At 50.4% G+C, this 26,473-nt stretch carries 25 protein-coding genes, 2 tRNA genes and 1 other annotated feature; of the genes, 3 read left to right on the forward strand and 24 right to left on the reverse strand.

Annotated elements, in window-relative coordinates:
• Positions 1 to 55: 55 nt before the first annotated feature.
• Positions 56 to 1,882, forward strand: coding sequence for a sigma 54-interacting transcriptional regulator (locus tag A0U42_RS05625; protein ID WP_255304112.1), 1,827 nt, complete (start codon positions 56 to 58; stop codon positions 1,880 to 1,882).
• A 77-nt stretch (positions 1,883 to 1,959) separates the two neighbouring features.
• Here the strand turns inward: A0U42_RS05625 and A0U42_RS05630 are convergent, their stop codons facing one another.
• The 3 genes from A0U42_RS05630 to A0U42_RS05640 all read right to left on the reverse strand — a co-directional run bounded on the left by A0U42_RS05630 (position 1,960) and on the right by A0U42_RS05640 (position 5,428).
• A complete protein-coding gene (locus tag A0U42_RS05630; protein ID WP_065360205.1) occupies positions 1,960 to 3,243 on the reverse strand; it encodes an SLC13 family permease in 1,284 nt (427 codons plus the stop codon).
• Between the two features lie 644 nt (positions 3,244 to 3,887).
• Entirely contained in the window at positions 3,888 to 4,319 is a 432-nt protein-coding gene (locus tag A0U42_RS05635) for a hypothetical protein (protein ID WP_065360206.1), read from the reverse strand.
• Positions 4,320 to 4,552: 233 nt separating this feature from the next.
• Positions 4,553 to 5,428 carry a DMT family transporter gene (locus A0U42_RS05640; protein ID WP_065360207.1) on the reverse strand — a complete coding sequence of 292 codons (876 nt, stop codon included), beginning with the start codon at positions 5,426 to 5,428 and terminating at the stop codon, positions 4,553 to 4,555.
• Positions 5,429 to 5,540: 112 nt separating this feature from the next.
• On the opposite strand from A0U42_RS05640, the gene A0U42_RS05645 reads away from it, so the two are divergent.
• Positions 5,541 to 6,425 (forward strand): LysR family transcriptional regulator, encoded by an 885-nt coding sequence (locus A0U42_RS05645; protein WP_065360208.1) that lies wholly within the window; start codon positions 5,541 to 5,543, stop codon positions 6,423 to 6,425.
• Here the strand turns inward: A0U42_RS05645 and thiF are convergent.
• The 11 genes from thiF to A0U42_RS05695 all read right to left on the reverse strand — a co-directional run bounded on the left by thiF (position 6,397) and on the right by A0U42_RS05695 (position 17,778).
• Positions 6,397 to 7,197, reverse strand: coding sequence for a sulfur carrier protein ThiS adenylyltransferase ThiF (gene thiF / locus A0U42_RS05650; protein ID WP_255304113.1), 801 nt, complete (start codon positions 7,195 to 7,197; stop codon positions 6,397 to 6,399). The genes A0U42_RS05645 and thiF overlap by 29 nt on opposite strands.
• A gap of 110 nt (positions 7,198 to 7,307) precedes the next feature.
• A complete protein-coding gene (locus A0U42_RS11635) occupies positions 7,308 to 7,481 on the reverse strand; it encodes a hypothetical protein (protein ID WP_176698850.1) in 174 nt (57 codons plus the stop codon).
• Positions 7,482 to 7,630: 149 nt separating this feature from the next.
• Positions 7,631 to 8,137 carry an anaerobic ribonucleoside-triphosphate reductase activating protein gene (gene nrdG / locus A0U42_RS05655; protein WP_065360210.1) on the reverse strand — a complete coding sequence of 169 codons (507 nt, stop codon included), beginning with the start codon at positions 8,135 to 8,137 and terminating at the stop codon, positions 7,631 to 7,633.
• Between the two features lie 13 nt (positions 8,138 to 8,150).
• Entirely contained in the window at positions 8,151 to 10,301 is a 2,151-nt protein-coding gene (gene nrdD, locus A0U42_RS05660; protein ID WP_065360211.1) for an anaerobic ribonucleoside-triphosphate reductase, read from the reverse strand.
• A 260-nt stretch (positions 10,302 to 10,561) separates the two neighbouring features.
• Complete coding sequence (locus A0U42_RS05665; RefSeq protein ID WP_065360212.1) at positions 10,562 to 11,272, reverse strand: ThiF family adenylyltransferase; 711 nt, start codon at positions 11,270 to 11,272, stop codon at positions 10,562 to 10,564.
• A complete protein-coding gene (locus A0U42_RS05670; RefSeq protein WP_044504387.1) occupies positions 11,272 to 11,637 on the reverse strand; it encodes a VOC family protein in 366 nt (121 codons plus the stop codon). The genes A0U42_RS05665 and A0U42_RS05670 overlap by 1 nt, the downstream gene beginning before the upstream one ends.
• Positions 11,638 to 11,653: 16 nt before the next feature.
• Positions 11,654 to 12,136: a YbaK/EbsC family protein gene (locus A0U42_RS05675; protein ID WP_065360213.1), complete on the reverse strand. Its 483-nt coding sequence runs from the start codon at positions 12,134 to 12,136 to the stop codon at positions 11,654 to 11,656.
• A 70-nt stretch (positions 12,137 to 12,206) separates the two neighbouring features.
• Complete coding sequence (locus A0U42_RS05680) at positions 12,207 to 15,251, reverse strand: AAA family ATPase (RefSeq protein WP_065360214.1); 3,045 nt, start codon at positions 15,249 to 15,251, stop codon at positions 12,207 to 12,209.
• Positions 15,248 to 16,399: an exonuclease SbcCD subunit D gene (locus tag A0U42_RS05685; protein WP_065360215.1), complete on the reverse strand. Its 1,152-nt coding sequence runs from the start codon at positions 16,397 to 16,399 to the stop codon at positions 15,248 to 15,250. The genes A0U42_RS05680 and A0U42_RS05685 overlap by 4 nt, the downstream gene beginning before the upstream one ends.
• Before the next feature lie 22 nt (positions 16,400 to 16,421).
• Entirely contained in the window at positions 16,422 to 17,258 is an 837-nt protein-coding gene (locus A0U42_RS05690) for a deoxyribonuclease IV (protein WP_065360216.1), read from the reverse strand.
• A gap of 109 nt (positions 17,259 to 17,367) precedes the next feature.
• A complete protein-coding gene (locus A0U42_RS05695) occupies positions 17,368 to 17,778 on the reverse strand; it encodes a Fur family transcriptional regulator (RefSeq protein WP_044504392.1) in 411 nt (136 codons plus the stop codon).
• Positions 17,779 to 17,984: 206 nt separating this feature from the next.
• Between A0U42_RS05695 and A0U42_RS05700 the strand changes: the two genes are divergently transcribed.
• A complete protein-coding gene (locus A0U42_RS05700; protein WP_065360217.1) occupies positions 17,985 to 20,150 on the forward strand; it encodes a Tex family protein in 2,166 nt (721 codons plus the stop codon).
• A 70-nt stretch (positions 20,151 to 20,220) separates the two neighbouring features.
• On the opposite strand, the gene A0U42_RS05705 is transcribed toward A0U42_RS05700, so the two are convergent.
• The 10 genes from A0U42_RS05705 to A0U42_RS05750 all read right to left on the reverse strand — a co-directional run bounded on the left by A0U42_RS05705 (position 20,221) and on the right by A0U42_RS05750 (position 25,757).
• On the reverse strand, positions 20,221 to 21,495 hold the full coding sequence (locus A0U42_RS05705; RefSeq protein ID WP_065360218.1) for a zinc ribbon domain-containing protein: 1,275 nt from the start codon (positions 21,493 to 21,495) through the stop codon (positions 20,221 to 20,223).
• 63 nt (positions 21,496 to 21,558) lie between these two features.
• Positions 21,559 to 22,482, reverse strand: a complete 924-nt coding sequence (locus tag A0U42_RS05710; protein ID WP_255304114.1) for an alpha/beta hydrolase — start codon at positions 22,480 to 22,482, stop codon at positions 21,559 to 21,561.
• Positions 22,483 to 22,632: 150 nt separating this feature from the next.
• Positions 22,633 to 22,724: transfer RNA gene (locus A0U42_RS05715), tRNA-Ser, on the reverse strand.
• Positions 22,725 to 22,777: 53 nt separating this feature from the next.
• A tRNA-Pro gene (locus tag A0U42_RS05720) sits at positions 22,778 to 22,854 on the reverse strand.
• Between the two features lie 97 nt (positions 22,855 to 22,951).
• Positions 22,952 to 23,368: a C-GCAxxG-C-C family protein gene (locus A0U42_RS05725; protein ID WP_065360220.1), complete on the reverse strand. Its 417-nt coding sequence runs from the start codon at positions 23,366 to 23,368 to the stop codon at positions 22,952 to 22,954.
• Positions 23,369 to 23,544: 176 nt separating this feature from the next.
• Complete coding sequence (rplT, locus tag A0U42_RS05730; RefSeq protein ID WP_044504397.1) at positions 23,545 to 23,895, reverse strand: 50S ribosomal protein L20; 351 nt, start codon at positions 23,893 to 23,895, stop codon at positions 23,545 to 23,547.
• Positions 23,896 to 23,940: 45 nt separating this feature from the next.
• On the reverse strand, positions 23,941 to 24,138 hold the full coding sequence (gene rpmI / locus A0U42_RS05735) for a 50S ribosomal protein L35 (protein ID WP_044504398.1): 198 nt from the start codon (positions 24,136 to 24,138) through the stop codon (positions 23,941 to 23,943).
• Between the two features lie 16 nt (positions 24,139 to 24,154).
• Positions 24,155 to 24,667 carry a translation initiation factor IF-3 gene (gene infC / locus A0U42_RS05740; RefSeq protein ID WP_071822351.1) on the reverse strand — a complete coding sequence of 171 codons (513 nt, stop codon included), beginning with the start codon at positions 24,665 to 24,667 and terminating at the stop codon, positions 24,155 to 24,157.
• A gap of 13 nt (positions 24,668 to 24,680) precedes the next feature.
• Positions 24,681 to 24,790, reverse strand: a sequence feature (ribosomal protein L20 leader region).
• 42 nt (positions 24,791 to 24,832) lie between these two features.
• Positions 24,833 to 25,063: a DUF1653 domain-containing protein gene (locus A0U42_RS05745; RefSeq protein WP_044504400.1), complete on the reverse strand. Its 231-nt coding sequence runs from the start codon at positions 25,061 to 25,063 to the stop codon at positions 24,833 to 24,835.
• A gap of 61 nt (positions 25,064 to 25,124) precedes the next feature.
• Complete coding sequence (locus A0U42_RS05750; RefSeq protein ID WP_065360221.1) at positions 25,125 to 25,757, reverse strand: hypothetical protein; 633 nt, start codon at positions 25,755 to 25,757, stop codon at positions 25,125 to 25,127.
• Positions 25,758 to 26,473: the final 716 nt, after the last annotated feature.

Below are 26,473 nucleotides of genomic sequence, written 5' to 3' on the forward strand. Positions count from 1 at the left end.
TGGAACTGAGGTGAGATTATTGGAAAAAATCTGTTTCCTGGCAACAGACCAGGTCATGAAAAATAAAATTGAACAAGCATTATGGAATTACAGCAAAGAACCGGACAATATGCCGATTGAAACGACAATTCTCGACTTTCAGAATATCTACGGCCAAGCTCGCGCCATGATCAAAAGCGGAGCCCAAGTACTCGTTGCCAGTGGTGGTACGTATCAAGAACTAGTCCCCGTCATTCACGAAGTACCGGTACTTCGTCTCTATCTCTCCACATACGACATCATTTATGCCCTGGAACAAGCTCGACAATACAAAAAAATCTATCTGCTTTTAAACGCCAGCGTCATCTTCAAACTCTCTATGTGTCCGACTGAACTGAGAGAAAAAATAGAAGTATTCACCTATAAAACACGGCCGGGACTACAAGATATTTTAGACCATCTCGATATTAATTCCGAAAGTGCTATCGTAGGTACCGCGATCTTGCCGCGCATTACCAATATTCCACTCCCGATTTTCACGATTATGCCCAGTAATCCAACAATCTTTTCACTTTATCAATATGCACGCGACCTGGCTTTATTCAATAAAAGAGAACGGCACCAGCTTTCATTATTTACTACCGTCCTCTCCCAAGTCGAAGAGGGTATCATTATCTATGACCGGAAAGGACACATATCTCATATAAATGCCCAGGCCCAGCGATTTCTCAACGTCCCGGCAGAAACAGCAGCCATACAAGATATCTTTACCGGCACTCCTAAAAAACCCCCTATGACATTCTCCGACGTGATTCTTGAACGCAATCCGTATACCTTAGTTTTGAATTCTTCTTCCTTTCAGCTTGACGGAGCCCCTTGCTATATCTTAAATATTCGAGATGTAACGCAGCTGCAGCGGCTAGAAAAAAATGTCCGATACAAACTTGCCAAAACGGGGCTCACGGCAGCACATCATTTTTCCGATATTTTGACAACAGATGCTAATATGAACAAAATCAAAGCTACGGCGGAAACGATGGCAGCTTATGATGCCCCGATCCTGATTCAAGGCGAAAGTGGTACCGGCAAAGAGCTTTTCGCTCAAAGCATTCACAATTCAAGCCCGCGGAAAAACGGTCCCTTTGTTGCCGTCAACTGTGCGGCCCTGCCACCGGAACTATTAGAAAGCGAACTTTTCGGCTACGAAAAAGGCGCTTTTACAGGCGCTCGAAAAGAAGGAAAAGCCGGCCTGTTCGAATTGGCGCACAACGGAACTATTTTCCTCGATGAAATCAACAGCATGTCCTCCGATATCCAGTCAAAACTGCTGCGTGTTCTCGAAACTAAGCAAGTTATGCGCCTCGGCTCCGACTATGTGATTCCCCTCGACATTCGCATCATTTCCGCCAGCAATACGGATATCATTGAAAAGATCAATGAAGGTACCTTCCGGAGAGATTTATATTTTCGGCTCAATACCTTAACCCTTACCTTACCACCTCTTGACGAACGTCCGTCAGATATAATTTATTTATTCCTCCATTTTCTATCGGAATTTTCCAACCGGAGCATAAAAAAATCAGACCTGCCAGAACCGCTCCAGAAGGCCTTATTACAACATCACTGGTGGGGCAACATCCGAGAAATTCGAAGCACCGCGCTGCGCTATCACATATACAGCCAAACGGACAATGCATCGTACACCTACCTCTTTGACCAACATCAACCCCAAAAAAGAGCTCATCTCATCGATCCGCGCACCTTCAAACTCGATATGAAAAAAGCTCAGCAGACCTTCCAAAAATTGGTCATCAACGATCTCCTGGAGCAAGGATATACCAAGACCGAAGTTGCCTCTATGCTAAACATTACTCGCCAAACCTTATTCAATCACCTAAAATAAGCCACTTCAGACGACACAAATAAACCCGCTGCAAAAATGCGAAGCATTCTGCAGCGGGTTTACTTTATACGAAAAAATCACAAGGGAGATAAAAGATTCGCGACGACGTCGAAGAAAAGGAAGGCACAGGCCATTAATACCAGTAAATTACCGCCTGCAATAATCAGAAGTTGAACAAATACCTTGTTCTGCTTTTCTTTTGGGAATTTCTCCTTCAATTCAACGGCCATAATGGCGATAATCATAGCTCCGCCCGTAGACATCGGTGAAATACCGCTACAGGCACCGCCGGCTGCCACAGCCGACATTAGGGCAACCGGATTGACGCCCCCAACTTGTTGAGCAATTCCGATACTCATAGGCATCATGGTAGGATAAACAACGCCTAAAGCAGAGCTGACAAAACTTAAAAGCCCCGATGATAATGCCATAAAGGTAGAAGCTGTTGCCGAAGACATCATACTGGCCAGGGCATCCGTCATCAAGCTGATGCCACCCGTTTTAGCTACAATATGTAATAAGGCCCCGACGCCCAACACCATGAGAATCGTTCCCCAAGGGACAGCTTTAATACACTTACCATCGTCAGCAATATGACACAGCAGCAAGATTGCCGAGACAATCATAGCCGCGAGGCCTACATTTATTTTTAAAAAAATAATCAGAGCCAGCATCGCCAAAATACCGCCAAAAGAAATCCATTGTTTTTGTGTAAAATTGTTGGTCTTGGATATAGTGGACTGGTTGTCCACGGCTTTTACCTTATATCCTTTGAAGGCAATAAATAAAACGATGGCCATGACGGCATTTGCCAGTGTCACATTGGCAATAATGGCTGGAATAACATTGTTTCCGGCAATAGCAGTATCATTAATGGCGCTAAAAACAATAGCCGCTTCCGGCGTAATCGGTGAAAAACGGCCGCCGGTCATTCCACAGATACCGATTAAGGTCAGCATGACCGGATGATAGCCGACACGAATGCCGATTGCAATCCCCATGGGAATCATAATGGCCAGAACGGGAATTCCCCCGGGGCCGGCACCGGTAATAAGTCCCCCGGCAACAAAGAGCAAGATAGGAATAAGCCATAACCGCTTCCCTGCAAGGGCAACGATTTTATGAGCCAAAAGATCGAGGGCTCCCGTATCATTAACAATAGAAAAAAGTAGGGTAATACCGACTAACGTAAGGAACAAGTTTCCATTGATTCCGGCAATGATTTCCTTGCCGGGCATTCCAATGAGCATCGTACAGGGTACTGCCAAGGCTAAAGCCACAATGCCGATATTGATTTTACGAATAAAAGCCAGCACGATAGCGGCAATAAAAAATACAATCGATATAACATCTGCTCCCATATTAAAATCCTCCTCATAATCATTAAATTCAACCAATTTCAGTTTCTAATCCACCGTCAAATCGCTAACGTTACAATATATATTCCGTTATGTTTTTACTCCTTTCCTAATATTGCGATTAAAGTATATTTAATATGCGTTTTTCATTTGGCATTTTGTATGAAATAATAATGCCAACAAAACGAATGGCATAATACCCCATAAATACGTCGTATCCACTTCCACTCCCTAAAACTTGGTATATATTTTTTTACACTAATTTGACATTTTTCTTCTACCCGACTCCCTATTTCCACCGCCAATTTAACCGTGAGACTTCAATATAAAATAGAAAGCGTCTCATCGTTGCCTCCTGACAACGGTACGTATGACTAAGCGTTACAGGAAATCGACTCATAAAAAATCTCAGGGCAGTCGCTGCCAATACCCTCGCCGATGGATAAGGACGAAAAGCCTCGAAGAGTGTTAATCCGTTGAGGAAGTTTTTTTGATTTCAATAGTGTTTGACAGATAATCGGTATAAATTTTTTCAGCTAAATACCGCTTGCGTGCCTACAATATTAACTTTTTATGATAGAAAAAGCCGCGCCAAAAACGCTTTCTGGCGCAGCTTCATTTTTTCATGCTATTTTTTCGATATCCTTTTAAAACATCTTTTCATATCCTACGCTGCGGGCTGCCAAGTCTGCAATTTTTCGGAATAGGAATCCTCCCGTTTTCTTATTGCCGATTTGATAACTGGCTTCGTCCGTGATGACACCGATCTGTACCCAAGGGTTATTGTTTTTACTTTGGTAAATATTCATTTGATAAGGACGACTGGACACTTTAACCATTTTATAGGTAGTTGTAAAATAATTGCCGTCCGGGTCGGTAACAGCGGCGCCAAAAGTACGATTGGGTTCATCATACCAAACGGAGCTGACGTCAATGGTGTAACCGTTAATGATAGCTGTTTCAGCAGCCTGAACAGTTTGTACCGAGGAATAGCTGCCGGGGAATATGGCCGTACCTGAGAAAGTGATTCCCAAGACAAATACACAGACAATCCCCATCTTCTTCAAATCAAATTTCATGAAAATACCCACCTTCCGGAAATTTATAGTTGTATATAGTAATATAGTATAGATTCTAGCCGAATGAAAGGATCTCCTTCTCGCCTGATTTTAAACCTATGATATTATGCTTATAAAATTCCCGGCAGCAACTTAAACTCTCCTGGAAAAGAGATTTATCTCTTTATCTAAATGTCAGAGACCTTCCCCATCGTCACCAAAAGGTAAACACATCGCATCGCTAAATACAGCGGTCATTGGCGGCTCTTCCCGATCAACCACTGGGAAGCTATGATGAGGGCGATGCCGAGGAGGTTCGTCAGGTTCAAGATGTCGCCGGTGAGATTCATGCCCAGGATAACGGCGGCGGCTGTTTCTAAGGAGGCCAGGACGGGGACGCGGCTCAGGTCTTCGATTTGCTGGAGGCCCAGGTAATACAGGATATAGCCCAGGACGGTCGGAATGAGGGCGTAGAAAAAGCCCATTCCTAAAACGGACGGCGTCATGACCATGGTACCTCCTTGCCACAGGATCCAAACGAGAAGGCAAAGGGCAGCCCAAAAGAAGCTCCACAGGCTCATGACGAAGGCGTCGGTGCCATGGCCGGCTACTTTTCCAATAATCGCCGTCAGGGCGTAACAGAGGCCGGCCATGATGCCGTAAAACAGTCCCCATAGAGACAGTGCGGCAAGGTCAAGGCTGCCGCCGGTGATGGCCAGGATGCAGCCGACGATGTTGATTACCAGCGCCAACCCCTTCAAAGGTGTAATCTTTTCCTGAAAGAAGAGGGCTGAAAAGACAGCCGTAAAAACAGTGGCCGCGTTGAGCAGGACGGCGCTGAGGGATACGCCAATCGAGATGACGGCCAGGCTGTAAAAGATGTTATAGATGCCGTGACAGATGAGGCCCAGTAAGGCACAGTAGACCATGATTTTCGGCGACACCTTCATCGAGGCCCAGCCGCTCCGCCAGAGGATGAGAACCAATAAGATGATCCACGAGAAAAAGACGCGCAGGAAACTGATCCATTCGACGGTTGCGCCGGCCCTTTCCATATACCAGATGAAGAGGCCGATGGTCCCCCAAAGGATACCGGCCAGCATGACCTGTCCATTTCCGTTCAATTTCATGACATCCCTCCTTTCCTGTACATTATTATAATCAGCGGTTATAATTAAGTAAATCTATAATTCTTTTATATTTCATATAGTATTACTTAATGAATAAGGTAGAGGAGGTACTATGGATACGGCTCGTTATAAAGCTTTTTTAGCCGCTGTGGAGACGGGAAGTTTTGCCGCTGCAGCCAAACAGATGGACTACACCGTGTCCGGCGTCAGTCAACTCGTAGCGGCCCTTGAAAAGGAAGTCGGTTTTCCCTTATTGCTCCGCAGCCATCACGGCGTCACCTTGTCGCCAAACGGCGAACGCCTATTACTTCCCATCCGCCAGCTGCTCCGTGAAGAAGAGCGCGTGGAGGAACTGGCTTCAGACATACGCGGCCTATTGACGGGCAGCCTCAACATCGCCGCCTATTCGAGCGTGGCGACGCACTGGCTTCCCAAGGTCATCGGCCGCTTTCAAAAGGATTATCCCCAAATCAAGATTCACTTGATGGAAGGCATCCGCCAGGAGATCACGGCCTGGCTCGACGACGGTACGGCCGACATCGGTTTTCTCAGTTATCAGGAACCCATGCCCTACGACTGGATTCCCCTAGCAGACGACGAAATGGTGGCCGCCGTACCGCCCGATCATGAACTGGCACCGAAGGGCCGCTATCCCCTTTCTCGCTGCCAAGAAGAAACGGTCATCATGCCGGCTCTGGGAAAAGACGACGACGTCTTGCATCTCTTAAAAAAAAATAATCTCCAGCCTCGTATCGGTTATACGACGCTGGAGAATGCAGCTGCCATTTCAATGGTCGAAGAAGGACTCGGCATCTGTATCATGAACCGCCTCATTACCCGGAAACGGGTGACGTCAGCCGTCCTCCTGCCCCTCGACCCGCCGGCATCGATACCCCTAGGCATCGCCTTTCTTCCCGGCAATGCCGCCTCGCCGGCGGTGCGAAAGTTCGCTCACTACGCGACAAAAATTACAAAACGTCTACCAGGAGCTGAATGATGAGATTGGCTTCGTGAGCGGCACAGATGGCGACGCGAGGGGCCATGAGTCCCCGGCCGGGTTTGGCATTTCTCGTCTGATCGCCGCAGACGTAGAAACGGTCCATGATTTTCTTGGTCTGGATCTCATTGCTGTCGCCGTAGCCGGCCATGCCCGAGGCGGAGACGATATATTTATCGGGACACTGTTCCAACACGGTGTGAACCAACATCGTCTTAGCATCGGGGTTGTCAAAGGCTTCGCAGACGATCTGGTCATCTTGTAAGAGGTCGGCCGTATTATCTTCCGTCATGCGCACGAAGTCCGTGCGGACGTCGATGAAGGGGTTAATATCGGCAATCTGCCGGGCCAGGGCATCGGTCTTACGCTGCCCCAGGTCACGGACCATGTAAGACTGGCGGTTCAGGTTGCTGGCATCGACGGTATCGAAGTCGATGAGGTGCAGGTGGCCGACGCCGGTGCGGGCCAAATAGACGGCCGCATTGGAACCGAGGCCGCCGAGACCGCAGATGGCAACACGGCCGGCACTGACCTTTTCATGGACTTTCGGCGTGTGGCGGGAACACATCATGGCCTCCAGGGCTTCTTTCGGCGGCAGCCGGTCTTTAGGGATAAAATAGATTTCATCGCCGTCTTGTAAGGGTAAATTTTCTGTCGTCGCAAAACCGTTGACGATGGTGATTTCCTGGCCCTTACCATGGGCCTGTTTCAATTCTTCTAACGAAGACCACGGGCCGTCGACGCGGGCCCCATTCAATAATAATTGCATCATATCCACCTCTCGTGAGCAAATAAAAACGCACGACGATTGACACCTTGCGTGGTGTCCCCGTCGTGCGTTTGCATTCTATGCTTGTAGTGTACTCGTTTTTATCGTATGTGTCAATCTTTCTTTTCAGCCTTATCGGCCTGTGCGCCCTCTTTCAGCCGTTTCAGTTCGCGCTGTTCTTCCGGCGGAAGGGACACGCCGCAGCATCCGCCTGTCGAATTGCTGGTATAGCCTTTCATAACTTCGCTGACGACATTTTTTAATTTTTTAACGGAATCGACTACCATAATAAGCCCCCCTCAACGTCTGTTTGACGTTACAAATGCAAGGAAATAAGAACGTCTATTTATACTTATTATATCAAGAAAGGCTTACGGTGTAAATCCTATTAGCCAATACTCATTACTTCTTATGGTAAAAATCCGGAAAAGGCGGATCATCGTCCATCGGGCCAGACCAGGGTGATCTCGCCGGTTTCGCGCGTCTTCTGAAGGTCGATGATGCGCTGGTTCGACGAGCCTCTGAAGTAGAGTCCCGGGTCTTTCAAGGCGTCGACGAAGGGGCCGTCGACGAGGACGTCACACAGATCGAGGAGGGCCTTTTTCTGCGGGTCCTTTAGAATTTCATCGTAGGTGAAGCCGGAATAGACCCAGACGGATTTGTCGGGCAGGGCCTCTTTGATTTCCTGAATCAAAGGCGTCAGGCCGTCGGTGTTTTCCATCGGTTCCCCGCCGAGGAGGGTCAGTCCGCTGTTGGTCGGTGCCTGGAGCCAGGACAGGAGCTGTTTCGTTTCTTTGTCGGTCCATTCCTGGCCGAAGTTGGCATTTTGGTATTCCGGGTTGAAACAATTGAAGCAGTTTCGCGAGCAGCCCGTCACGAAGAGGGTCGAGCGAATGCCGGGCCCGTTAGCGATATCATATTGTCTCATCTGTGCATAATGCAACGAAAGTCACCTCTTATATGTGGAGGACACGGTTGTTGATTTCCTGTGTCCGCCCTTCATTCCAGAAATTTTCGCCCAAGTAGCCGCAGGTCCGGCGGATGACCGTCAGTTTGTTGCGGTCCTGATTATGGCAGCGCGGGCATTCCCATTGGTTGTCGTCGTTGAGGATGATTTCGCCGTCAAAGCCGCATTCGTGGCAGTAGTCGAGCTTGGTATTGAATTCGCCGTAGGCAATATGGTCGTAGATGTACTGAATCATGGTCAAGACAGCCGGGATATTATGGGCCATATTGGGGATTTCAGCGTAGCTGATGCAGCCGCCCGTCGATTTGTCTTCAAAGTCGGCTTCGAAGGAGAATTTGTCGAAGACGTTGATCGGTTCGCGGACGTCGACGTGATAGCTGTTGGTGTAGTAATCTTTGTCGGTAACGTTGGCAATGGAGCCGAAACGGGCCTTATCGATCTTGCAGAAGCGGTTGGTCAGGTTTTCAGCCGGCGTACCGTAGAGGGCAAAGCCGATGTTCGTTTCCTTCTTCCACTTTTGGATATGGGCGTTGAGGTCGTCCATGATGCGCATGGCAAATTTCCGGCCTTCCGGCGTCGTGTGCGAGCAGTGTTTGGTCAACATCGTCGCTTCGTACATGCCGATGTAGCCTAAGGACAAGGTAGCGTAGCCGCCGTAAATGAATTTTTCGATCGTTTCACCGGGCTGGAGGCGGGCAATGGCGCCGTACTGCCAGTGGATCGGCGAGACGTCAGACGTCACCTTCTTCAACAGATTGACGCGAAGGAGGAGGGCTTTTTTGCACAGTTCCAAGCGCTTGTCGAGGATCTGGAAGAATTTTTCTTCGTCGCCGTCAGCGAGAATCCCGATCTGAGGCAGGTTCAGAGAGACGACGCCCATGTTGAAGCGGCCGTCGAATTTATAGTTGCCTTCGGCGTCTTTCCAGGGGCTTAAGAAGGACCGGCAGCCCATGGGACTGAAAACGTTGCCTTCATAGGATTCGCGCATTTTCTTGGCCGAAATGTAGTCGGGATACATCCGCTTGGCCGTGCATTCGGCAGCCAATTGGGTCAGGTAGAAATAGGGGCTGCCTTCGCTGACGTTGTGTTCGTCGAGGACGTAGATCAGTTTCGGGAAGGCCGGCGTGACGTAGACGTTGGCATCGTTCTTAATGCCCTGAATGCGCTGGCGCAGGAGTTCCTCATCGATGAGGGCCGCTTCTTTGGCGTATTCGTAATCGGGCTTAAAGTACATGAACAAGGTGACGAACGGAGCCTGGCCGTTAGTCGTCATGAGGGTATTGATTTGATACTGGATGGTCTGGATGCCGTCTTTGATTTCTTTCTTCGTACGCTTCCAAGCGATTTCTTCGGCTTTTTCCATGTCCGGTTCAATGCCGTAGACTTCGCGCTGTTCTTCGACGACGGCGCTCATGTATTTTTTGAAGGACTTGCGGACGTAGGGCGCTAAAATCCGGTCGATGCCGTTGATAGACTGGCCGCCGTACTGGCCACTAGCGACTTGGGCGATGATCTGGGTCGTAACCGTGCAGGCGACCTGGAAGGACTTCGGCGTGTCGATTTTCTTGCCGTTAATGACCGTACCGTTGGCCAACATGTCTTCGAGGTTGATGAGACAGCAGTTGAACATGGGCTGAATGATGTAGTCCATGTCATGGAAATGGATGGCGCCGCTGTCGTGAGCCTGGACGATGTCGGCGGGAATGAGTTTACGGCGGGCAATGTCTTTGGAAACTTCACCGGCAATAAGGTCACGCTGGGTCGAAACGACGTGGCCGTTCTTATTGGAATTTTCATTCAGGACTTCTAAGTTGGTGTTGTTCAACAGGCCAAAAACGTCGTTGTCCGTCGTATTGGTCTGGCGCTTAAAGGCCTGGATGGCTTTGTAGTTTTCATAAGCCCGGGCCGTGGCCGGATTGTTGTACTTCAAGAGGCGATAATAGACCTGATCTTCAATAGCGTAAATGGTCATGTCCTTATGAATGGATGCAGCATATGCTTCGATTTCACCTGCAATCTTCGCAGCCTGGCCTTCTTCGTATACGCCGCTGCTGCTGTTCATGGCCTTTTCAATGGCGATGGTAATTTTGTCCCTGTCAAAAAGCACTTTTTGTCCGTTTCTCTTGATTACTTCCAGCATATGTCTACCTCCACAGTATATTGTATGAAAATGTCCACAAGTCCCGCGTATTCCACAATATATACGATTTCGGGGCCGATATTTACAAGATTTATGATACTATATATAGTAGGTTGTGTCAACGCGCAAATACTCTATCATGTTGTGGACAAGTATGCTCCGATACTTATCAAAATCGCCGAAATACCGTGAAAATATCGTAAAAAAAGACTGCGATTTTGGATCGCAGCCTTTGTGTATAAGATAGGTAAAATTTTATTTTAAGCTAAATCGAGGAGGTCGCGGATGACGGCACCGGCTAAAATCATACCGGCTGTGGCCGGCACGAAGGAGATGCTGCCCGGGCTGGGACGGACTTCTTCGCTGTCCGAGATGGGCGTACGGGGTACTTCCGTCGAATAGGCGACTTTGATGCGGCGGATGCGGCGCTTCTTCAATTCATGGCGTATGATTTTAGCCAAGGGATCGACGGATGTCTTTTCGATGTAGTCGAGCTTAAAGTACTCCGGATGGAGCTTGTTGCCGGCTCCCATGGAGGAGACGACGGGGATTCCGCTGTGATAGGCTTCGTCAATGATGGCGATCTTGGCACTGGTCGTATCGATGGCATCGACGACGTAATCGGCACCGGACTTGGCGATGAAGCCTTCATGGCTTTCGGGCAAGTAGAAGGTGGCGTGGGTTTCGACGTCGATATCGGGATTGATGGTGAGCAGCCGTTCTTTCATGACCTCTACCTTGGATCGGCCAATCGTGTCGACGGTGGCGCCTAACTGGCGGTTGAGGTTCGATGGGTCGAAGACGTCGGCATCGACTAAGATGAGATGGCCGACGCCGGCTCGCCCTAAGGCTTCGACGACAGCCGATCCGACGCCGCCGACGCCGAAGACGAGGACTTTCTTGGTATTGAGTTCATCGACTTTATCTTGTCCGATGAGGCGGGCTGTCCGCTGGGTATATTCTTTCTTCATCAGCCACGCTCCGGAATGATTTCCAACCAATAGCCGTCGGGATCGACGATGAAGTAGATACCCATGGCCGGATTCTGGTAGACGACGCAGCCCATTTCTTTATGTTTGGCTAAGGCCGCATCCATATCCTTGACGGCAAAGGCCGTGTGGAATTCATTATCGCCGAGGTTGTACGGTTCTTTACGGTCTTTGAGCCACGTCAATTCCAGTTGAAATCCCGTAACGCCATCACCGAGATAGACGATGGTGAAATCAGGATTTTCAATGCGGCGGACTTCCGTGAGGCCCAAAGCTTCTTTATAAAAGTCCATGCTGCGCTGGAGATCTAATACATTAAAATTGGTGTGTTTAAACGTAAACTGCATGGTGTAACCCCCTTTGTTAAATGCTTTCTTCCTGCCAGCCCTTGGATACGTCGACCCATTCGATGGCCTTGGAATAGGTCATCAGCTCGTCCAGGGTCAGTTCGATGGCGCTGTTGGCCGTGCCGCAGGCCGGAAAGACTGTTTGAAATCGTTTGAGTGATTCATCGAGATAGACGTCGACGTCGGGGTTGATGGCAAAGGGACACACGCCGCCGACGGGATGGCCGATGAGACCTTCGACAGCGTCCGCTTTGATCATGGACGCCTTTTTATGGAACCGCTCTTTGTACTTATGGTTATCGACGCGGGCATCGCCGGCAAAGACGATAAGGATCGGCTGGTCGCCGACCAGAAACGACATGGTCTTGGCAATGCGCCGACCTTCCGTATGAAGGGCTGCCGCCGCTTCTTCGACGGTGGCACTGGACTCGGTCAGTTCCATGACTTTGTCTTCTATTCCCCACTGAGAAAAATAGTCGCGTACTTTTTGAATGGACATTCCGTCCCTCCTCTCTCGATTATGCCTTATTATATACTTTTTCCGTCAATTCAACAATATAGAGACGGGCTTAGGAAAATTCAAAGGACGACGTACTGCCTCGATCGGTTTTATGAATAGCCAGGCGGGCGTCGATGCGCTCTTTTAATTCCGGCACATGGGAAATAATGCCGACCAGGCGGCCGCCGCTCTTAAGCGACGCCAGGGTCTTTAAGGCATAGTCCAAGGTCTCGCTGTCGAGGGTACCGAAGCCTTCGTCGATAAAGATGGCATCGAGGTGAATGCCGCCGGAATAAGCCTGGACGACGTCGGCCAGCCCCAAGGCCAGGGACAGGGACGACAAGAAGGTCTCGCCGCCGGACAGGGTGTTGGCCGGCCGGGCATAGCCCGTATAGTTGTCGTAGACTTCGATGTCGAGGCCGATCTGTTTAACCCGTTTATCATCCCAACTTTGGGAACGCTGCAGGGTATAGCGTTGACGGCTCATGGCCTGGAGCCGTTCATTCGCGGCGGCCAAGACGTCGTCGAGGAGGGCCCCTAAGACATAGCGTTCGAAGTTAATCCCCGTCTGCTTGCCGGCAATGAGGTCGTAGACGGCGCCGACGGTTTTGTAGGCTTCGACGAGGTCGGCTTCATCCTTACCGAGGGCTAGGAGCTTCTTCTTTTCCTGCTGCCACTGGGAAAAAGTCGCCGACAGTCGTCCTCTTTCTTCGGCAAGGTCGCGGCTCGTCTTTTCAGCTTCAGCCAAGTTTTTTTCCAAAGCCGGGACATCGGGACGTGGCTTACCGTCGATGGCTGATTTTTCCTGTTCGAGCTGGCCTCGTACTTGCTGCAGCTTGGTTTCATATTGACGGACTTCGGCTTCCAGGACGGGAATGTCCTTTACGGACGGCTGCATGTCCCGGCAGGCACGAACGGAGGCAAAGCCCGCTGCCAGTACCCGTTGGCCGAAGTCATTATAGTCCTGTTTAAATCGACTGCGCAGGGTCAGGACCTGCTGGGTGAGGCTTCTGGCTTCTTCCTGTCGCTGAGCTCCCTGACGTTCACAGCTTACCAGATGATCCCGGCTTTTCTGAAGAGCTTCTTCATAGTCTTTAAGGTGCTGCGTCAACTCGGCCAGACGGCGGCTGAGTTCCTTGGGATCGCGATAGGCCTCGGGCAGTTCCGCTTCCAAATGGGCCTGGGTCTCGCCGGCCTTGACGGCTCTCGTTTTGGCCTCTTCTAAGGCCTTTCTTGCCGCTTCTTCGGCCTCTTCCCATTGGCTGAGTTTCGTCTCGCCATCGGAAACGGCCTTGCGAAGATTTTCTCCTTGGGCCAGTGCCTTTTCAAGGTCTGCCTGTGTCTTTTGCGCCGCTTTCAATTCAGCTTCCAGTTCTTTCAAGGAGACGTCTTGCGGATACTGCTGACGGAGACGGTCGTATTGACCTTCCAAGGCTTTATAGGCCGTTTCAGCGGCCTTGGTGTCGACTTCCAGCTTTTGCCGCACCTGTTCGCTCGTTTCGGCCAATCTTTGGCGCCGTTCGACGTCGTCCCGCGTCGGTAAATCCTCGGGCGGAATGGCAGGCATTGGATGATCGGTCGCCCCACAGACCGGGCACGGCATCCCGTCCGTAAGTTCCGATGCCAAGACAGCAGCCTGGGCTTGTAAGAAGGAGGTCCGGACGCTTTCATAGTCGACGCGGTCGTTCCGTGCCTTTTGAACGGCTTTTTCTAACGACTGCTGAAGCTGCTGCCACTGTTTCTGACTGTCTGACTTCTGAAAGTCCAGGGCAGCGGCTTCTTTTTCTCGCGCTACCCTTTCTTCCAAGGTCCGGCACTGCTGCTTCACCTGTTCAGCAAGAACGGCCTTTTCAGACAAGGCCGACAAGGCGACGCGGGCTTTTTCTAAATCCTTTTTTCCCGATTCTGTTTCGCCCTTAGCCTTCTTCCAGGCCTGTTCAGCAGCCATTGCTTCTGACCGAAGTTTTTGGACCTGTTGGCACTGGTCGTAGTAAGAATCGGCTTTGCCCTTGAGATTGGTCAGCTTGATTCGTTCTTCTCCGGCCGCCTTATAGGCCCCTTCCTGCTTAGAAAGTTTTTCCATCTTCTCGTTAGCGGCCTTCAGGTCGACAGCCGCTTGCTGTGCCGCTTCATTGGCTTTGTCAGCAGCCTTGGCGGCAGCCTTCCCTTCCCGTTCCAGCTCATCGAGGTGGCGGCAGGGTTCGGCTAAGACCTCGGCTTTTCTCAAGACGTCAATCTTATTCCGCTTATCCTGAAAAACCCCTGCTTGGCCATCGAGATTGGCTGCTTCCTGCCGTTTCTGCTCCCACAGTTTCCAGTGGGCTTCCAAAGCCTGGGCTGCCTGAAAGTCTTTCTGCCGAGCACTGCGCTCAGCTTCGGCTTTGTGCCACTTTTCGGACACGGAAGCTTCCTGATTCCGAAATTCCTGCTCTCGTTCCGAAAGATTCCCTTCATCGTCGACGCCGAGATTGAGCAAACATTGTTCCCGATCGCGGGCCACCTGTTCATGGCGGTTTTCCAGTTCGTCATGGCGTTCTTTAGCCAGTGCCTGAAGCTTGGCATAGGACTGGGTATGAAACAAGGTCTGCATGATCTGCTGACGCTCGCCGGAATTGGCCAATAAGAGTTTTCGAAAATCGCCCTGGGGCAGGAGGACGACTTGTCGGAACTGATCGGCTTTAAAGCCCAACAGCCCTTCGACGGCGGCGTTGACGTTTTTAGCGGCCAAGAGTTTTTCATCAGCCCCGTCTTCATCGGTTTCGTACAAGGCAGCCTGGGACGAGGCCTTTTTCAATCCATCCCCTCTTTTTTTGGCGATCTGTTGTTCCGGACTGCGGTCGATGCGGTAATATTTCTGGCCGATGGCAAAGCGGAACGAGACCGACGTCGGCTCATCCGGCGTGGCATATTCGCTGCGCATATAGGAGCCGGTGCGGATGTCGCCGCTGGTACTTCCGTAGAGGGCGTAGCAGATGGCATCGAGGATGGTCGTCTTACCGGACCCGGTCGGTCCGTAGATGAGAAATAATTTATGATCCTTCAACCGGCGAAAGTCGACGATTTCCGTCCCGGCATAGGGGCCAAAGGCTTTCATCTCTAAGTAAATGGGAATCATAAGGTGCTCCCTTCTTCACGTTTTTCAAGCTCTTTCCACAACTGGCGGACGCATTCTTCTTCGGCTTCGGTCAAGGGCTGGTCGGGCCGCATGGCCTTGGAGAAGCTGTCAAAGAGTTCCTGTCCCGTCGACTGTCTGAGATTAAAATCCCGCTGTCCGCCGCCTTCTATATTGCGGTTGGGCATTTCAAGGGCCATGGCGTTGGGGTATTTTCGCCGCAGTTTGGCCATGCCGTCGAGGATTGGCTGTTGATCCGACAGGCGTACCAAGATAAAATCGTCAGGCCGATCGTCGGAAGCTGCCATGACGTCTTCAAAGGAGCCGCTGACGATGCGCACGTCATGACGGGGCGTAAACTCATGAAAGACGGGATCGGCCTTGCCTTTTCCATCGAGGTCGACGACGACGGCACCCTTTTTCTGGCGGGCTTCGCCGAAGGAATATTTCAGCAAACTTCCGGCATAGCGGATGGTCGGCACCGTAATCTGCTGCGGTCCGTGAAGATGGCCCAGAGCCGTATAGGAAAAGGACGTGAACAAGTCGCTTCCGACCTGATCGCTGCCGCCGATAGACAAGGGCCGCTCAGAATCGCCGGCAAGGCCTCCGGCTACAAAAGCATGGGCTGCGCAAACGGTCCGCATGCCTTGAGGAATCTTTTCTTTCTGCCACGAAAGAAGGGCCGAAAGGGCGTCCTGATGGCTGCGCAGGCTGTCGTCACCCAAGAAATGGCGGACGACAGCCGGTTCCGCATAAGGTGCCAATAAAAAGGCGACAGGGCCGTATTTATCGTCTAAGACTACGGGATCCGTCATGCGGTCTAATTCGCCGGCAATATAAAGGCCCTGTGAAGACAGGATGCGGCTGGCAAAGGACAGGCGTGCCGCGCTGTCGTGATTGCCGCTGATGACGAGAAACGGGACCTTCAGTTCGGCCGTGATTTTGGTCGCCATTTCATCAAAGAGGGCGACCGCCTCCGTTGGCGGAAGGCTTCGGTCATAGACGTCACCGGAAAGGACGACGGCATCGATGCCCTCGTCTTTAATGAGGGGCAGGAGCTGAGTTTTTAATACATAGTCCTGTTCTTCCGTCAAATACGATCCATAAAATAGTTTTCCTAAATGCCAGTCAGCAGTGTGTAGTATACGCATAAAAAGTCCCCTTTATCTACGTTTATTCCGATCGTTGTAAGGAGCGAAGCAGTGCGATTTCCCGCGCATAGCCGTCGAGTTCATTGGGCGTCTCTAAATAAAACGGCAGGGAGCGCAAGGCCGGGTGATTGACGATGGCATCAAAGGCGGCAATACCGATATGGCCTTCCCCGATTTTTTCGTGGCGGTCTTTATGGCTGGCCAGTTCGTTCTTGCTGTCATTGATGTGGACGGCCTTCAGCCGGTCGAGGCCGATGACCTTGTCGAAGGTCAAGAGGACGTCGTCGAGCTCATGGACGATGTCGTAGCCGCCGTCAAAGACGTGGCACGTATCGAGGCAGACGCCGATTTTATCATTCATAACGGCCTTATCGATGATGGCCGCCAATTCTTCAAAGGTCCGCCCGACTTCCGTCCCCTTGCCGGCCATGGTCTCTAAGAGGACCGTCGTCTTCTGCTCCGGAAACATGCAGGTATTGAGCATGTCGGCAATGAGGTCGATGCCCTTTTCCGGCCCTTGGCCGACGTGGCTGCCGGGATGGAAATTATAACGGCAGTTATCGAGGTATTCCAGGCGGCGCAGGTCATCGGCCATGGCCTGACGGGCAAATTCCCGGGTCTTTTCGGTCTGGGAGCAGCCGTTTAAGGTATAGGGAGCGTGGGCTAAGATTGGGGCAAAATGGTGCTTCTTCATGAGTTCATTCAAAGCTTCCATATCGTCGATATCGAGCTTTCGCACCTTGCTTCCCCGCGGATTGCGCGAAAAAAATTGGAACGTATCGGCTCCTATAGATAAAGCTTCGTCACCCATATGCAAAAATCCTTGTGACACCGACAGATGACAACCAATATGCAGCATAATATTTCCTTTCTTCTCGTTGAGATCATATACTATTATATATAAAAATACTGCCGCACAAAACCGACAGGTCTCGTGCGACAGCAGCGAAAACAGACGTTACAACATATTACGATTTTTCCCGACATTTCGGGCAAACACCGACAAACGAAACACTTACACCATTGACCGTAAAACCAGTCTGTTCGGCAGCCAACTGACTCAGATGCTTCTGATCCAAGTCGATATCCATGACGCGGTTGCACTTCTCACAGCGAATGTGAGCGTGAGGGTTCGTGTTATAATCATAACGATGGGCATCTTCTGCACATTGCAAGACTTGTACGACACCTATTTTAGCAAAAATTTCCATGGTTTTATATACCGTGGCCATACTCATAGACGGGTAGTTCGGCTGTAAGGTTTTGTAAATAGCTTCGGCATTGGGATGCATCGGGTTGTGAATGATCGCATCATAGACAGCCAGCCGCTGCGGTGTTACTTTATAACCGTTTTTTCGCAAAACTTCAGCAATTTCCATTTTTATCCCCCTTTCTTTGAAAAGTATGGTATAATAAGACATTCTAGCTTTATTCCACATGGACTTACATGAGTAATTTACATGGTCAAAAAATAGAATATCCTTATTATATTGTAACGGTTATTAAGAGAAAATTCAATGACTTGTGTAAAGTTTCTCTTACAAAATAAGCAATCTTAACTATACATTATGGAGGGAATGAATTCATGACTGACGAAACGATGATTATTGAAATTGCCCGTACCCTCGGCGTCCGTCCTCAGCAGGTGCAGGCTGCCCTCTCCCTTCTCGACGAAGGAAATACGATTCCCTTCATCGCCCGCTATCGAAAAGAAGCGACGGGAACACTGGATGAAGTCCAGCTGCGCTGTATCCAGGAACAGTACGCCTATGAACAGGCTCTGGCCAGCCGCAAAGAAACGGTACGCCAATCCATTGAAGACCAGGGCTGCTGGAATGCCGAACTGGAAAAGGCCCTTTCCAAAGCCCGTCAGCTCCAAGAAGTCGAAGACATCTATCTTCCTTATAAACCGAAGAAGCGCACCAAGGCATCCATGGCCTGTGACGCCGGCCTCGAACCCCTGGCCAAGCTCTTTGCTGAGCAAAATCCCAAGGGACCGTCTCCGGAAGAAGCGGCCAAGGCCTTTCTTAATGATGATGTCCCGACAATCGAAGACGCTATCCAGGGGGCGGCCAATATCTTAGCCGAACGGTTCTCCGAACGAGCTGACTTCCGTCAAAAACTGCGCCGCAGCCTCTGGCAGGAAGCCCGCCTTACCTGCAGCCTCCAAGTCGACGAAAAAGAAGCCGGTCCCATGCTGACCTACGCCGATTTCAGCGAGCGCATCACCCGTCTTCCGAGTTACCGGGTCCTGGCCATCAACCGCGGCGAAAATGAAAAGAAATTAAAGGTCACCATCAAGGAACCGACAGACAAGCACATCGACATGCTGTGCCGATTAGTCATGGAGCGCCATTCGCCGTATGAAGCCATCATCAAGAGTGCCGCCGCCGACAGTTACAAGCGCTTGATTTTCCCGCAAATGGATCGGGAAATCCGCAATGAACTGACGGCCCAGGCCGAAAAGCAGGCCATCGACGTCTTTGCTGAAAATCTCCGCCACCTCCTCTTGCAGCCGCCCTTTGAAGGACAGATCATCTTGGGCCTCGACCCCGGATTTCGCACGGGCTGCAAGGCCGCTGTCATCAGTGCCACCGGTCGGGTCCTCGACTACGGGACCTATTACCTGACCCATTCGGAGGCCCAGAAGAAAAAGAGCGCTAAGGATTTGGCCAATATGATCCGCCGCCACGGCGTCACCCTCATTTCCATCGGCAACGGGACGGCCTCTTATGAAACGGAACAATTCGTCTCCCAGCTCATCGAGAATTACAACCTGAGCTGCCGCTACGTCATCACCAATGAAGCCGGCGCTTCGGTCTACTCGGCATCGGAATTGGCTCGGGAAGAACTGCCCGACCTGGATGTCACCATCCGCGGTGCCGTCTCCATCGCCCGCCGCATCCAGGATCCCTTGGCCGAATCGGTCAAAATCGATCCCTCTTCGATCGGCGTCGGCCAGTATCAGCACGACGTCAACCAAAAGGATTTGACGACGGCCCTCGATCAAACCGTAACCTCTGTCGTCAACTACGTCGGCGTCGACCTCAATACGGCGTCAGCCGCCCTCCTCCAGCACATCGCCGGTCTCACCACTTCGACGGCCGGCAACATCGTCACCTACCGCAACGAAAACGGTCCCTTCAAAAACCGTCAGGAACTTCTAAACGTTCCCCGCCTGGGACCGGCTACCTTTACCCAATGCGCCGGCTTCCTGCGCATCAAAGACGGCGAAGAGCCCCTCGACAATACGTCGGTCCATCCCGAATCGTATGACCTGGCCGCTCAAATTGCCGGCCAGTACGGCCTGACCCGCGACGACCTCAAGGAACCGGAAAAAATGGCCGGCCTACGCGATAAGATCCAGTGCAACGCCGCCCCGAAACTGGCGGCCTCCCTCGGTGCCGGCGAACCGACCATCAAGGATATTATCGAAGAACTCCGTAAGCCCGGCCGTGACGTCCGCAGCGAGTTCCCCAAACCCCTTACCCGCCAGCACGTCATGTCCCTCGCCGATCTTAAGGTCGGTACCGTCGTCCGCGGCACGGTCCAGAACGTCGTCGATTTCGGTGCCTTCGTCGACTTCGGCATCAAGACGCCGGGCCTGGTCCACCGGTCCCAGCTCAGCAACCATCCCTTCCGTCATCCCACGGACATCGTCCACACCGGCGACATCATAAACGCAGAAATCATCAGTGTCGATGCCGACCGCGGCCGCATCGGGCTTTCGATGAAAAAAGTAAAACAATAAAAAAAGAAATCAAAAAAGAGGTTCAGCGATCATCGTGTCGCTGAACCTCTTTGGTTATGGAGAAAGAATCTTACAGGCTGTTCCACTCGCTGTTCAATTTGTCATAGCGATCGGTTGCCGCTTGGCCGCGCTGGAAGCCCGGGCGGTAGTCTTCGCCCTTCTGACTGGAGCTGACACCGTCATAGAGGCCGCGAAGCCGGTCCTGCTGGGCCTTAAACAAGGCATCGAGCTTGTACTTCATGGCCGTATTTTCGATGGACGAATCGCTTTCGAGCTGACTGCGGGTCTTAGAAATCTGGAGGTACAAGGTATTGGCCCGGTTGTTAAATTCCCGGCTGTCTTTGAAATCCTTGTGATCCTTCAAATAGTTGTTGATATCATCGGTAAGCTTATTGATATCTTCATTGAACAAGTCCTTACTGCTGGCGTAGGAAGAGAGAATCTGCTTGTCCGGATTGGCCTTTGCCTTCTTTTCTTCCTCATCCTTCTTTACTTTTGCCACATATTTTTCGAGGTAGGAAACGGCAGCATCATCATCGACGGCGGCCGTAAAGTCAGCCCCCGGGATTTGGATGGTGCGGGCGATTTTCTTGGCATTCTGAGACTGGGTGAGCATATCATTCAGTTTATCGTTAACGGCGGCATCGGTCGGCGCCTTGGCGATGGCAATAGCCTTATCGTAGAGAGCCATCTGATTTCGCATGACTTCGCGGATGGCCTGGTCATCGCTGGCATATTGGTCGGGAATTTTTTGGGGATTGTAATTCTTGGCTATTTTTTCCACATTGGCCCGACTCGTTTCCAACGTCTTGATCAGCGACTCGGAACCATTCCCCTGGCCCTGCTGGCTGAGGAGTTTAGCGGCATCGGTGACGGACTCATTTTCTGTCGTCAACTGCTGCGAGAGGGCGACGGCGTCTTTCGTATAGTCATCTTGATGAGCCCCGTAAAAATACATACCGATAACTCCGGCAATGACCACGACTAAGGCAATGATGAAGCCCACAATGGCTTTGCCGTGGCGGGCATAAAAAGGCTTTTCCTGAAATGGCGGCGGTGTCGGTCGGACGGGCGGCACCACAGGCGGCAGGTCCCCGTCAGCCGACATTTCCGGATGTTCGACGGCTTCTACCCGATCGTGGTCAAAGGTCTCGGTCCCGGTCTCTTCGTCGATAACTGGTTCTTCGACGGCTGTCCGTTCGTAATCAAAGGTCTCGGTCCCCGTTTCTTCGTCGATAATCGGTTCATCTGGGTCCATTTCAGGGAGTTTTGCTCCACAAAAAGGACAAAAATCCCCTTCCACGTCGACCCATTTACCACATTCCGGGCAAAGGCGTTTTTTCATAATGGCACTTCCTTTCCGTATACACAAGCAGACTTTTTTTAGTTCTATTATAAGCAATTCCTTTCAATCATGCAAAAACTTTGCCATGCGCTGATAGGTATCGTCGATTTCCTCGTAGCAAATCTTTTCAAAGTTGAGGTACGAATGAACCATATTGTCGTAATTATAGGTCTCGGCCCGAACGCCGAGGTCCCTGAGGCGGCGGATGTAGTCCAAACCTTCGTCATGAAAGGGACAAAAAGACGTCGTAACGACAAAGGTTGATGGCATGGACGGCGTCAACTCGCCAAAAAGAGGCGACGCAGCCCTTTTTTCGTCACGGCCACGGAAGAACTGGTTGAAATACCAGGTCATTTTCTCCGCCGAAAATCCCGTTTCCGGGCAGCAGTTTTCCTGACACGACGGAAAGGACCCGGTAAAGTCAAGGAGGGGATAGATCAAAATCTGATGGCTCAAGGGAAAGTCTGTCTCATGCTGTAGTTTTTGGCTGACGAAGGCCGCCATGCAGCCACCGGCACTGTCACCGCACAAGGTTACATCCTTTTCATGGGCAATCCCCTTGGCCTCCAAAAAGGGAAGGGCCTGCCGGGCCACGGCTAAGGCATCGTCGTAGGCGGCGGGATAGGGATTTTCCGGAGCCAGGCGGTATTCCGGCGAGATGACGATATGGTCCGTCGCCTTGGCAATCCGGCGGCAGACGGGATCATAGACCGAGACGGTATCGATGACAAAGCCGCCGCCGTGGTAATAGACGAGGACCGGCAGGGGCCGACTCGTATGGGGAATGAAAACGCGAACCGGCACTGGATAGATGGGGCAGCCGTCAAGGACGCCGTCGACGACGGCCGCCATCTCAACTTTGGGCAGCATCTGTTCCTGCGCCGTCCGAAGCGATACTTCCCGCATCGTCACGGGCGTCATTATAAAATCATCCACTCGATGGGCAGCGATAAAAGCTGCCACTTCCCTTTTGATAGCACTCATCATAAGCCTTCTTTCCCTCTGTTATGGTTTCTTATTTTATCATAAAAGAATCGGCCTGTGAACCGCATTTTCCGGCATCCTTTCTTTTTTTTAGGCAACAAAAAAAGACTGTCCATGAAAAAAGTTCATGTGACAGTCTCTTATGGCGTCGTATGGCGGAGAGCGTGGGATTTGAACCCACGATAGAGCGTTCGCCCTATACATGATTTCCAATCATGCTCCTTCAGCCGCTCGGACAGCTCTCCGCGTCTACATACCCTTTGTTGTATCTTCGGGATAAATACGGATATGTAAAATATGGTCGGGGCGACAGGATTTGAACCTGCGACCTCTTAGTCCCGAACCAAGCGCGCTACCAAACTGCGCTACGCCCCGTTGACCCGACTTATTTATTGTACCATATCCCACAAAAAAGTCAAGAAAATCGGGCCATCCATACGACTCGGCCGCACCGGTAACAGGAATCAAAGGTCTAGGCCAGTTTCTTCTCGCGAATGAAATCGACGACCATGACTGCCGTATCAGCCATCAACGTTTCGCAGGACACGGGACCGCCATTGGCCGGGCTCTTTAACACACGACAGCAAGTCGCTTTGAAGCGGTCGCTCCAAATTTTCTGAAATTCCCGAACGGGCTGATTGATTTCAGCCTTTGTCTTTTCCTCGGGCTGCGTCCGGCCGACGAGACTGCCTAAGACGAGACAAGCGCCGTTCAAGGCCCCGCAGAGACAGCCGGAACCGGCGACACCGCCACCGAGGATGGATACCATGCGCAGCGTTTCATCGGGCAGATGCAAGGCCAGGCTGTCATTACAGACCTTGACCACCGTTTCAGCACAGTTATTGCCTTCCTTATGATACCGTACAGCCAATGTTCTTATATCTTCCATCGTATATCCTCCTTGCTCTTTCTGATAGATGTATCTATATTGTACCTGTTTCCCTGCAAGATGGCCAGACTTTGTCGCAGGAACCTCCTCGGCCTCCTGGCCGCCTATAAAAGGGCATAAAAAGAGGATGACGACAAAATGATTTCCACTTTGTCGTCATCCTCTTTATGTTAAGATTACTGAGCTTTGGCAACTTCGACGAGTTTCGTGAAGGCAGCAGCATCATTGACAGCGAGGTCAGCCAACATTTTACGGTTTACGATGACACCGGCTTTGGTCAGACCATAGATGAAACGGCTGTAGCTGAGGCCGTTTGCACGGGTAGCTGCGTTGATACGAGCAATCCACAATTTACGGAATTCGCGTTTCTTGGCACGACGGTCACGACGAGCGTAGTAGAGCGCTTTCATGACGCTTTCGTTAGCTTTTTTGAAGAGACGGCTGCGGGTACCGCGATAGCCCTTAGCCATTTTTAAGATTTTTTTATGACGAGCGTGTGCTGTAACGCCAACTTTGATTCTTGCCATTAGTCTATTCCTCCAAGTCTATGTCAAAAAATTTACTGTCTGTAATTAGATGAACGGGCACATCTTGCGAACGACGCCGGTCATGGACTGCGATACGAGTGCAGCTTTTCTCAGGTTACGTTTCCGTTTTGCAGTCTTGCTTTCCAAGATATGGCTCTTGTACGGTTTCATGCGTTTGATCTTACCAGTAGCAGTTGATTTAAAGCGTTTTGCCGCGGCACGGCGGGTTTTGATTTTCGGCATAATAATTGTCCTCCTGTTACTTCTTGTTGACAGCAATGACCATGGTCATGTTTCTGCCTTCAATTTTAGGTTCTTTTTCTACATGGGCGGTGTCTTTCAATTCATCAGCGAATCGAACCAGCAAATCACGGCCCAGTTCCGGATGGCTCATTTCACGGCCGCGGAACATGATGGTAACCTTTACTTTGCTGCCTTCACCCAAGAAACGCTGGGCAGCTTTCATTTTAACGTAGAAGTCATGATCTTCGATATTGGGACGAAGCTTTACTTCTTTCAATGTCAAGACCTTCTGTTTTTTCTTAGCTTCCTTTTCGCGCTTCTGCTGTTCATAACGGTACTTTCCGTAATTCATGATACGGCAGACAGGCGGCTTGCCATTCGGTGCGACTTCTACTAAGTCCAAACGCCGTTCTTCCGCAATCTGACGGGCAGAACGAAGAGACATGACACCGAGCTGTTCGTTAGAATCACTGACCACGCGAACTTCACGGGCTCTGATTTGATCGTTGATACGTAATTCCTTACTAATTGTCTTTCACCTCCGAATAAAAAAAGAACGGATAGCATGACTATCCGCTCTACGTTTCCGTCATAGACCCTAGTGACACCATCGTCGTGTAAGGTGAGAAGCGGATAGCTTCTGCTTTATTTTCAACGTTCTATATTATATCAGCACTTTTCGAAACTGTCAAGATTATTTAATCTTAACGAAGCGATATTCCTGTTCCGAACGAGGATATTTTTCTTTGTCGACTTCGCTCATAAAATCTTTCAACGGGCGGGCATAGGTCTTCATCGTATCATGCAGGGCTTTGTAGATAACGAACTTTTCACCCGTTTCCGTGTGTTCGGCAAGCGTAATGATTTCATAAGTATTGTTTTTAAAGTGGCGCCACGTTTCATGCGCTTTCGGTAAGTCTCTCATCAGTGACCCTCCTAATATCATAACATTATAAGCTGTGTAGTAATTATACCATAGATCAGTCTTATTTCAATGGTTCGACCGGTGCCGCCGCCATGGTTTTTGCCGGAAGAGCGGCAAGGGATTCCTGAGCGGCTGCCGCGTCGATGCGGGCACTTTCCTGTTCGGCCACGTCGATACCAAGGCGTAGTTTCGCTTCCTTCTTGATGGCCTTATAGAGCCCGTTAGGAAAATCGGCAACAGTCGTCGTCACGCCGCGGGGAAAGACGGCTTCCCGCTCGAGGGTATAGCCTGCAGGATAGAGGCGGGAACAGCGGGGATGATACATGTCGACGTACAGCCGGTCGGCAAAGTGACCGCTGACGTTGGTCAGTTCAAAGACATGGATGCGCCCGATCTGTCCGACTTTATGGAAAAAGACCATCGACCCCGTCCGCCGCAGGCGCAGGCGCGACAAGTAGACGAACTCCCCACTCGGCCCATTGACAGGAATGGGATTGGTCACATCATGGCCAAATCGGCCGTAAGCCCCGCTCACCTGATCGCAGTCTTCGCCGGCAAGTACTTCTCGGGCAAGTTCCGCTGACAAGGCCTCGTTTTGCAGTTGGGGTGAATTAAAGATCTGCAGGGCACGGTCATAAATCTCTTCGCTCTTCGTGCGCTGCTGCTCTTTAAAAAACGCGTCGAAAAATCCCATCATATTCCTCCTAATATTATCATAACAATGGGCAGCAGTCTTAACGGTATATAGGGGAGACGGCCGCCCTTTCCTTTATTATATTCATTATAGAACATTCTTTACGCTCCTGCCAATACTTATCTCACCATTATCTTATTTTATTTTTTAAGTCATTCCTTTATTTAAACGTAAAATTTAATATTTTTCGGTTTTGAATAAATAATCATTTTATTCACTTTTTTCTTGATTTATTTTTTCTTGAGAAATGATTATTTCGCCTAATACGCGAAAATATTTTTCCGCTTTTCGCTTGATATTCTCTATTTTATGCGCTTATTTTTGCATTCAAAGCATATTGACCCCCTACAATTGCATTTTTCAGCTATTGATTTTATTTTAATCACGCGTTATTATATTTATAGATAAAGAGATCAAACACCAGCCGGTCATTATCCAGTAACAACTTAAAATATTAGGCTGGCATATTATAAAGAAGAAATGAGGGAGAATCATGAACTTAAGTGCAAATGCAAAAATCATTATTTCCATGGGTGCTTTGCTTTCGTACAGCTTCATTGCACACCTTCTTTAATATGTCCGACTGTAATGCCTGAAAAAGCGACCTCACGTATTGTGGAGTCGCTTTTTTAGTTGCCATTTTCAGTTCTATCATCCCCATTTGAGCTTTGCGCCCATTCCGGTCTCCGTCCCCCCTTGCCATATGTAAGGAATAA

Origin of the sequence: Megasphaera sp. DISK 18 (assembly GCF_001682955.1) — a bacterium.
In the GTDB taxonomy this organism is placed as follows: domain Bacteria; phylum Bacillota; class Negativicutes; order Veillonellales; family Megasphaeraceae; genus Megasphaera; species Megasphaera massiliensis.

Bases quoted from the DNA above. Each gene is read 5' to 3' on its own strand.
- A0U42_RS05625 (WP_255304112.1), top strand. From the start codon at position 56: ATGAAAAATAAAATTGAACAAGCATTATGGAATTACAGCAAAGAACCG.
- A0U42_RS05630 (WP_065360205.1), bottom strand. From the start codon at position 3,243: ATGGGAGCAGATGTTATATCGATTGTATTTTTTATTGCCGCTATCGTG.
- A0U42_RS05635 (WP_065360206.1), bottom strand. From the start codon at position 4,319: ATGAAATTTGATTTGAAGAAGATGGGGATTGTCTGTGTATTTGTCTTG.
- A0U42_RS05640 (WP_065360207.1), bottom strand. From the start codon at position 5,428: ATGAAATTGAACGGAAATGGACAGGTCATGCTGGCCGGTATCCTTTGG.
- A0U42_RS05645 (WP_065360208.1), top strand. From the start codon at position 5,541: ATGGATACGGCTCGTTATAAAGCTTTTTTAGCCGCTGTGGAGACGGGA.
- thiF (WP_255304113.1), bottom strand. From the start codon at position 7,197: ATGATGCAATTATTATTGAATGGGGCCCGCGTCGACGGCCCGTGGTCT.
- A0U42_RS11635 (WP_176698850.1), bottom strand. From the start codon at position 7,481: ATGGTAGTCGATTCCGTTAAAAAATTAAAAAATGTCGTCAGCGAAGTT.
- nrdD (WP_065360211.1), bottom strand. From the start codon at position 10,301: ATGCTGGAAGTAATCAAGAGAAACGGACAAAAAGTGCTTTTTGACAGG.
- A0U42_RS05665 (WP_065360212.1), bottom strand. From the start codon at position 11,272: ATGAAGAAAGAATATACCCAGCGGACAGCCCGCCTCATCGGACAAGAT.
- A0U42_RS05670 (WP_044504387.1), bottom strand. From the start codon at position 11,637: ATGCAGTTTACGTTTAAACACACCAATTTTAATGTATTAGATCTCCAG.
- A0U42_RS05675 (WP_065360213.1), bottom strand. From the start codon at position 12,136: ATGTCCATTCAAAAAGTACGCGACTATTTTTCTCAGTGGGGAATAGAA.
- A0U42_RS05680 (WP_065360214.1), bottom strand. From the start codon at position 15,251: ATGATTCCCATTTACTTAGAGATGAAAGCCTTTGGCCCCTATGCCGGG.
- A0U42_RS05685 (WP_065360215.1), bottom strand. From the start codon at position 16,399: ATGCGTATACTACACACTGCTGACTGGCATTTAGGAAAACTATTTTAT.
- A0U42_RS05690 (WP_065360216.1), bottom strand. From the start codon at position 17,258: ATGCTGCATATTGGTTGTCATCTGTCGGTGTCACAAGGATTTTTGCAT.
- A0U42_RS05695 (WP_044504392.1), bottom strand. From the start codon at position 17,778: ATGGAAATTGCTGAAGTTTTGCGAAAAAACGGTTATAAAGTAACACCG.
- A0U42_RS05700 (WP_065360217.1), top strand. From the start codon at position 17,985: ATGACTGACGAAACGATGATTATTGAAATTGCCCGTACCCTCGGCGTC.
- A0U42_RS05705 (WP_065360218.1), bottom strand. From the start codon at position 21,495: ATGAAAAAACGCCTTTGCCCGGAATGTGGTAAATGGGTCGACGTGGAA.
- A0U42_RS05710 (WP_255304114.1), bottom strand. From the start codon at position 22,482: ATGATGAGTGCTATCAAAAGGGAAGTGGCAGCTTTTATCGCTGCCCAT.
- A0U42_RS05725 (WP_065360220.1), bottom strand. From the start codon at position 23,368: ATGGAAGATATAAGAACATTGGCTGTACGGTATCATAAGGAAGGCAAT.
- rplT (WP_044504397.1), bottom strand. From the start codon at position 23,895: ATGGCAAGAATCAAAGTTGGCGTTACAGCACACGCTCGTCATAAAAAA.
- rpmI (WP_044504398.1), bottom strand. From the start codon at position 24,138: ATGCCGAAAATCAAAACCCGCCGTGCCGCGGCAAAACGCTTTAAATCA.
- A0U42_RS05745 (WP_044504400.1), bottom strand. From the start codon at position 25,063: ATGAGAGACTTACCGAAAGCGCATGAAACGTGGCGCCACTTTAAAAAC.
- A0U42_RS05750 (WP_065360221.1), bottom strand. From the start codon at position 25,757: ATGGGATTTTTCGACGCGTTTTTTAAAGAGCAGCAGCGCACGAAGAGC.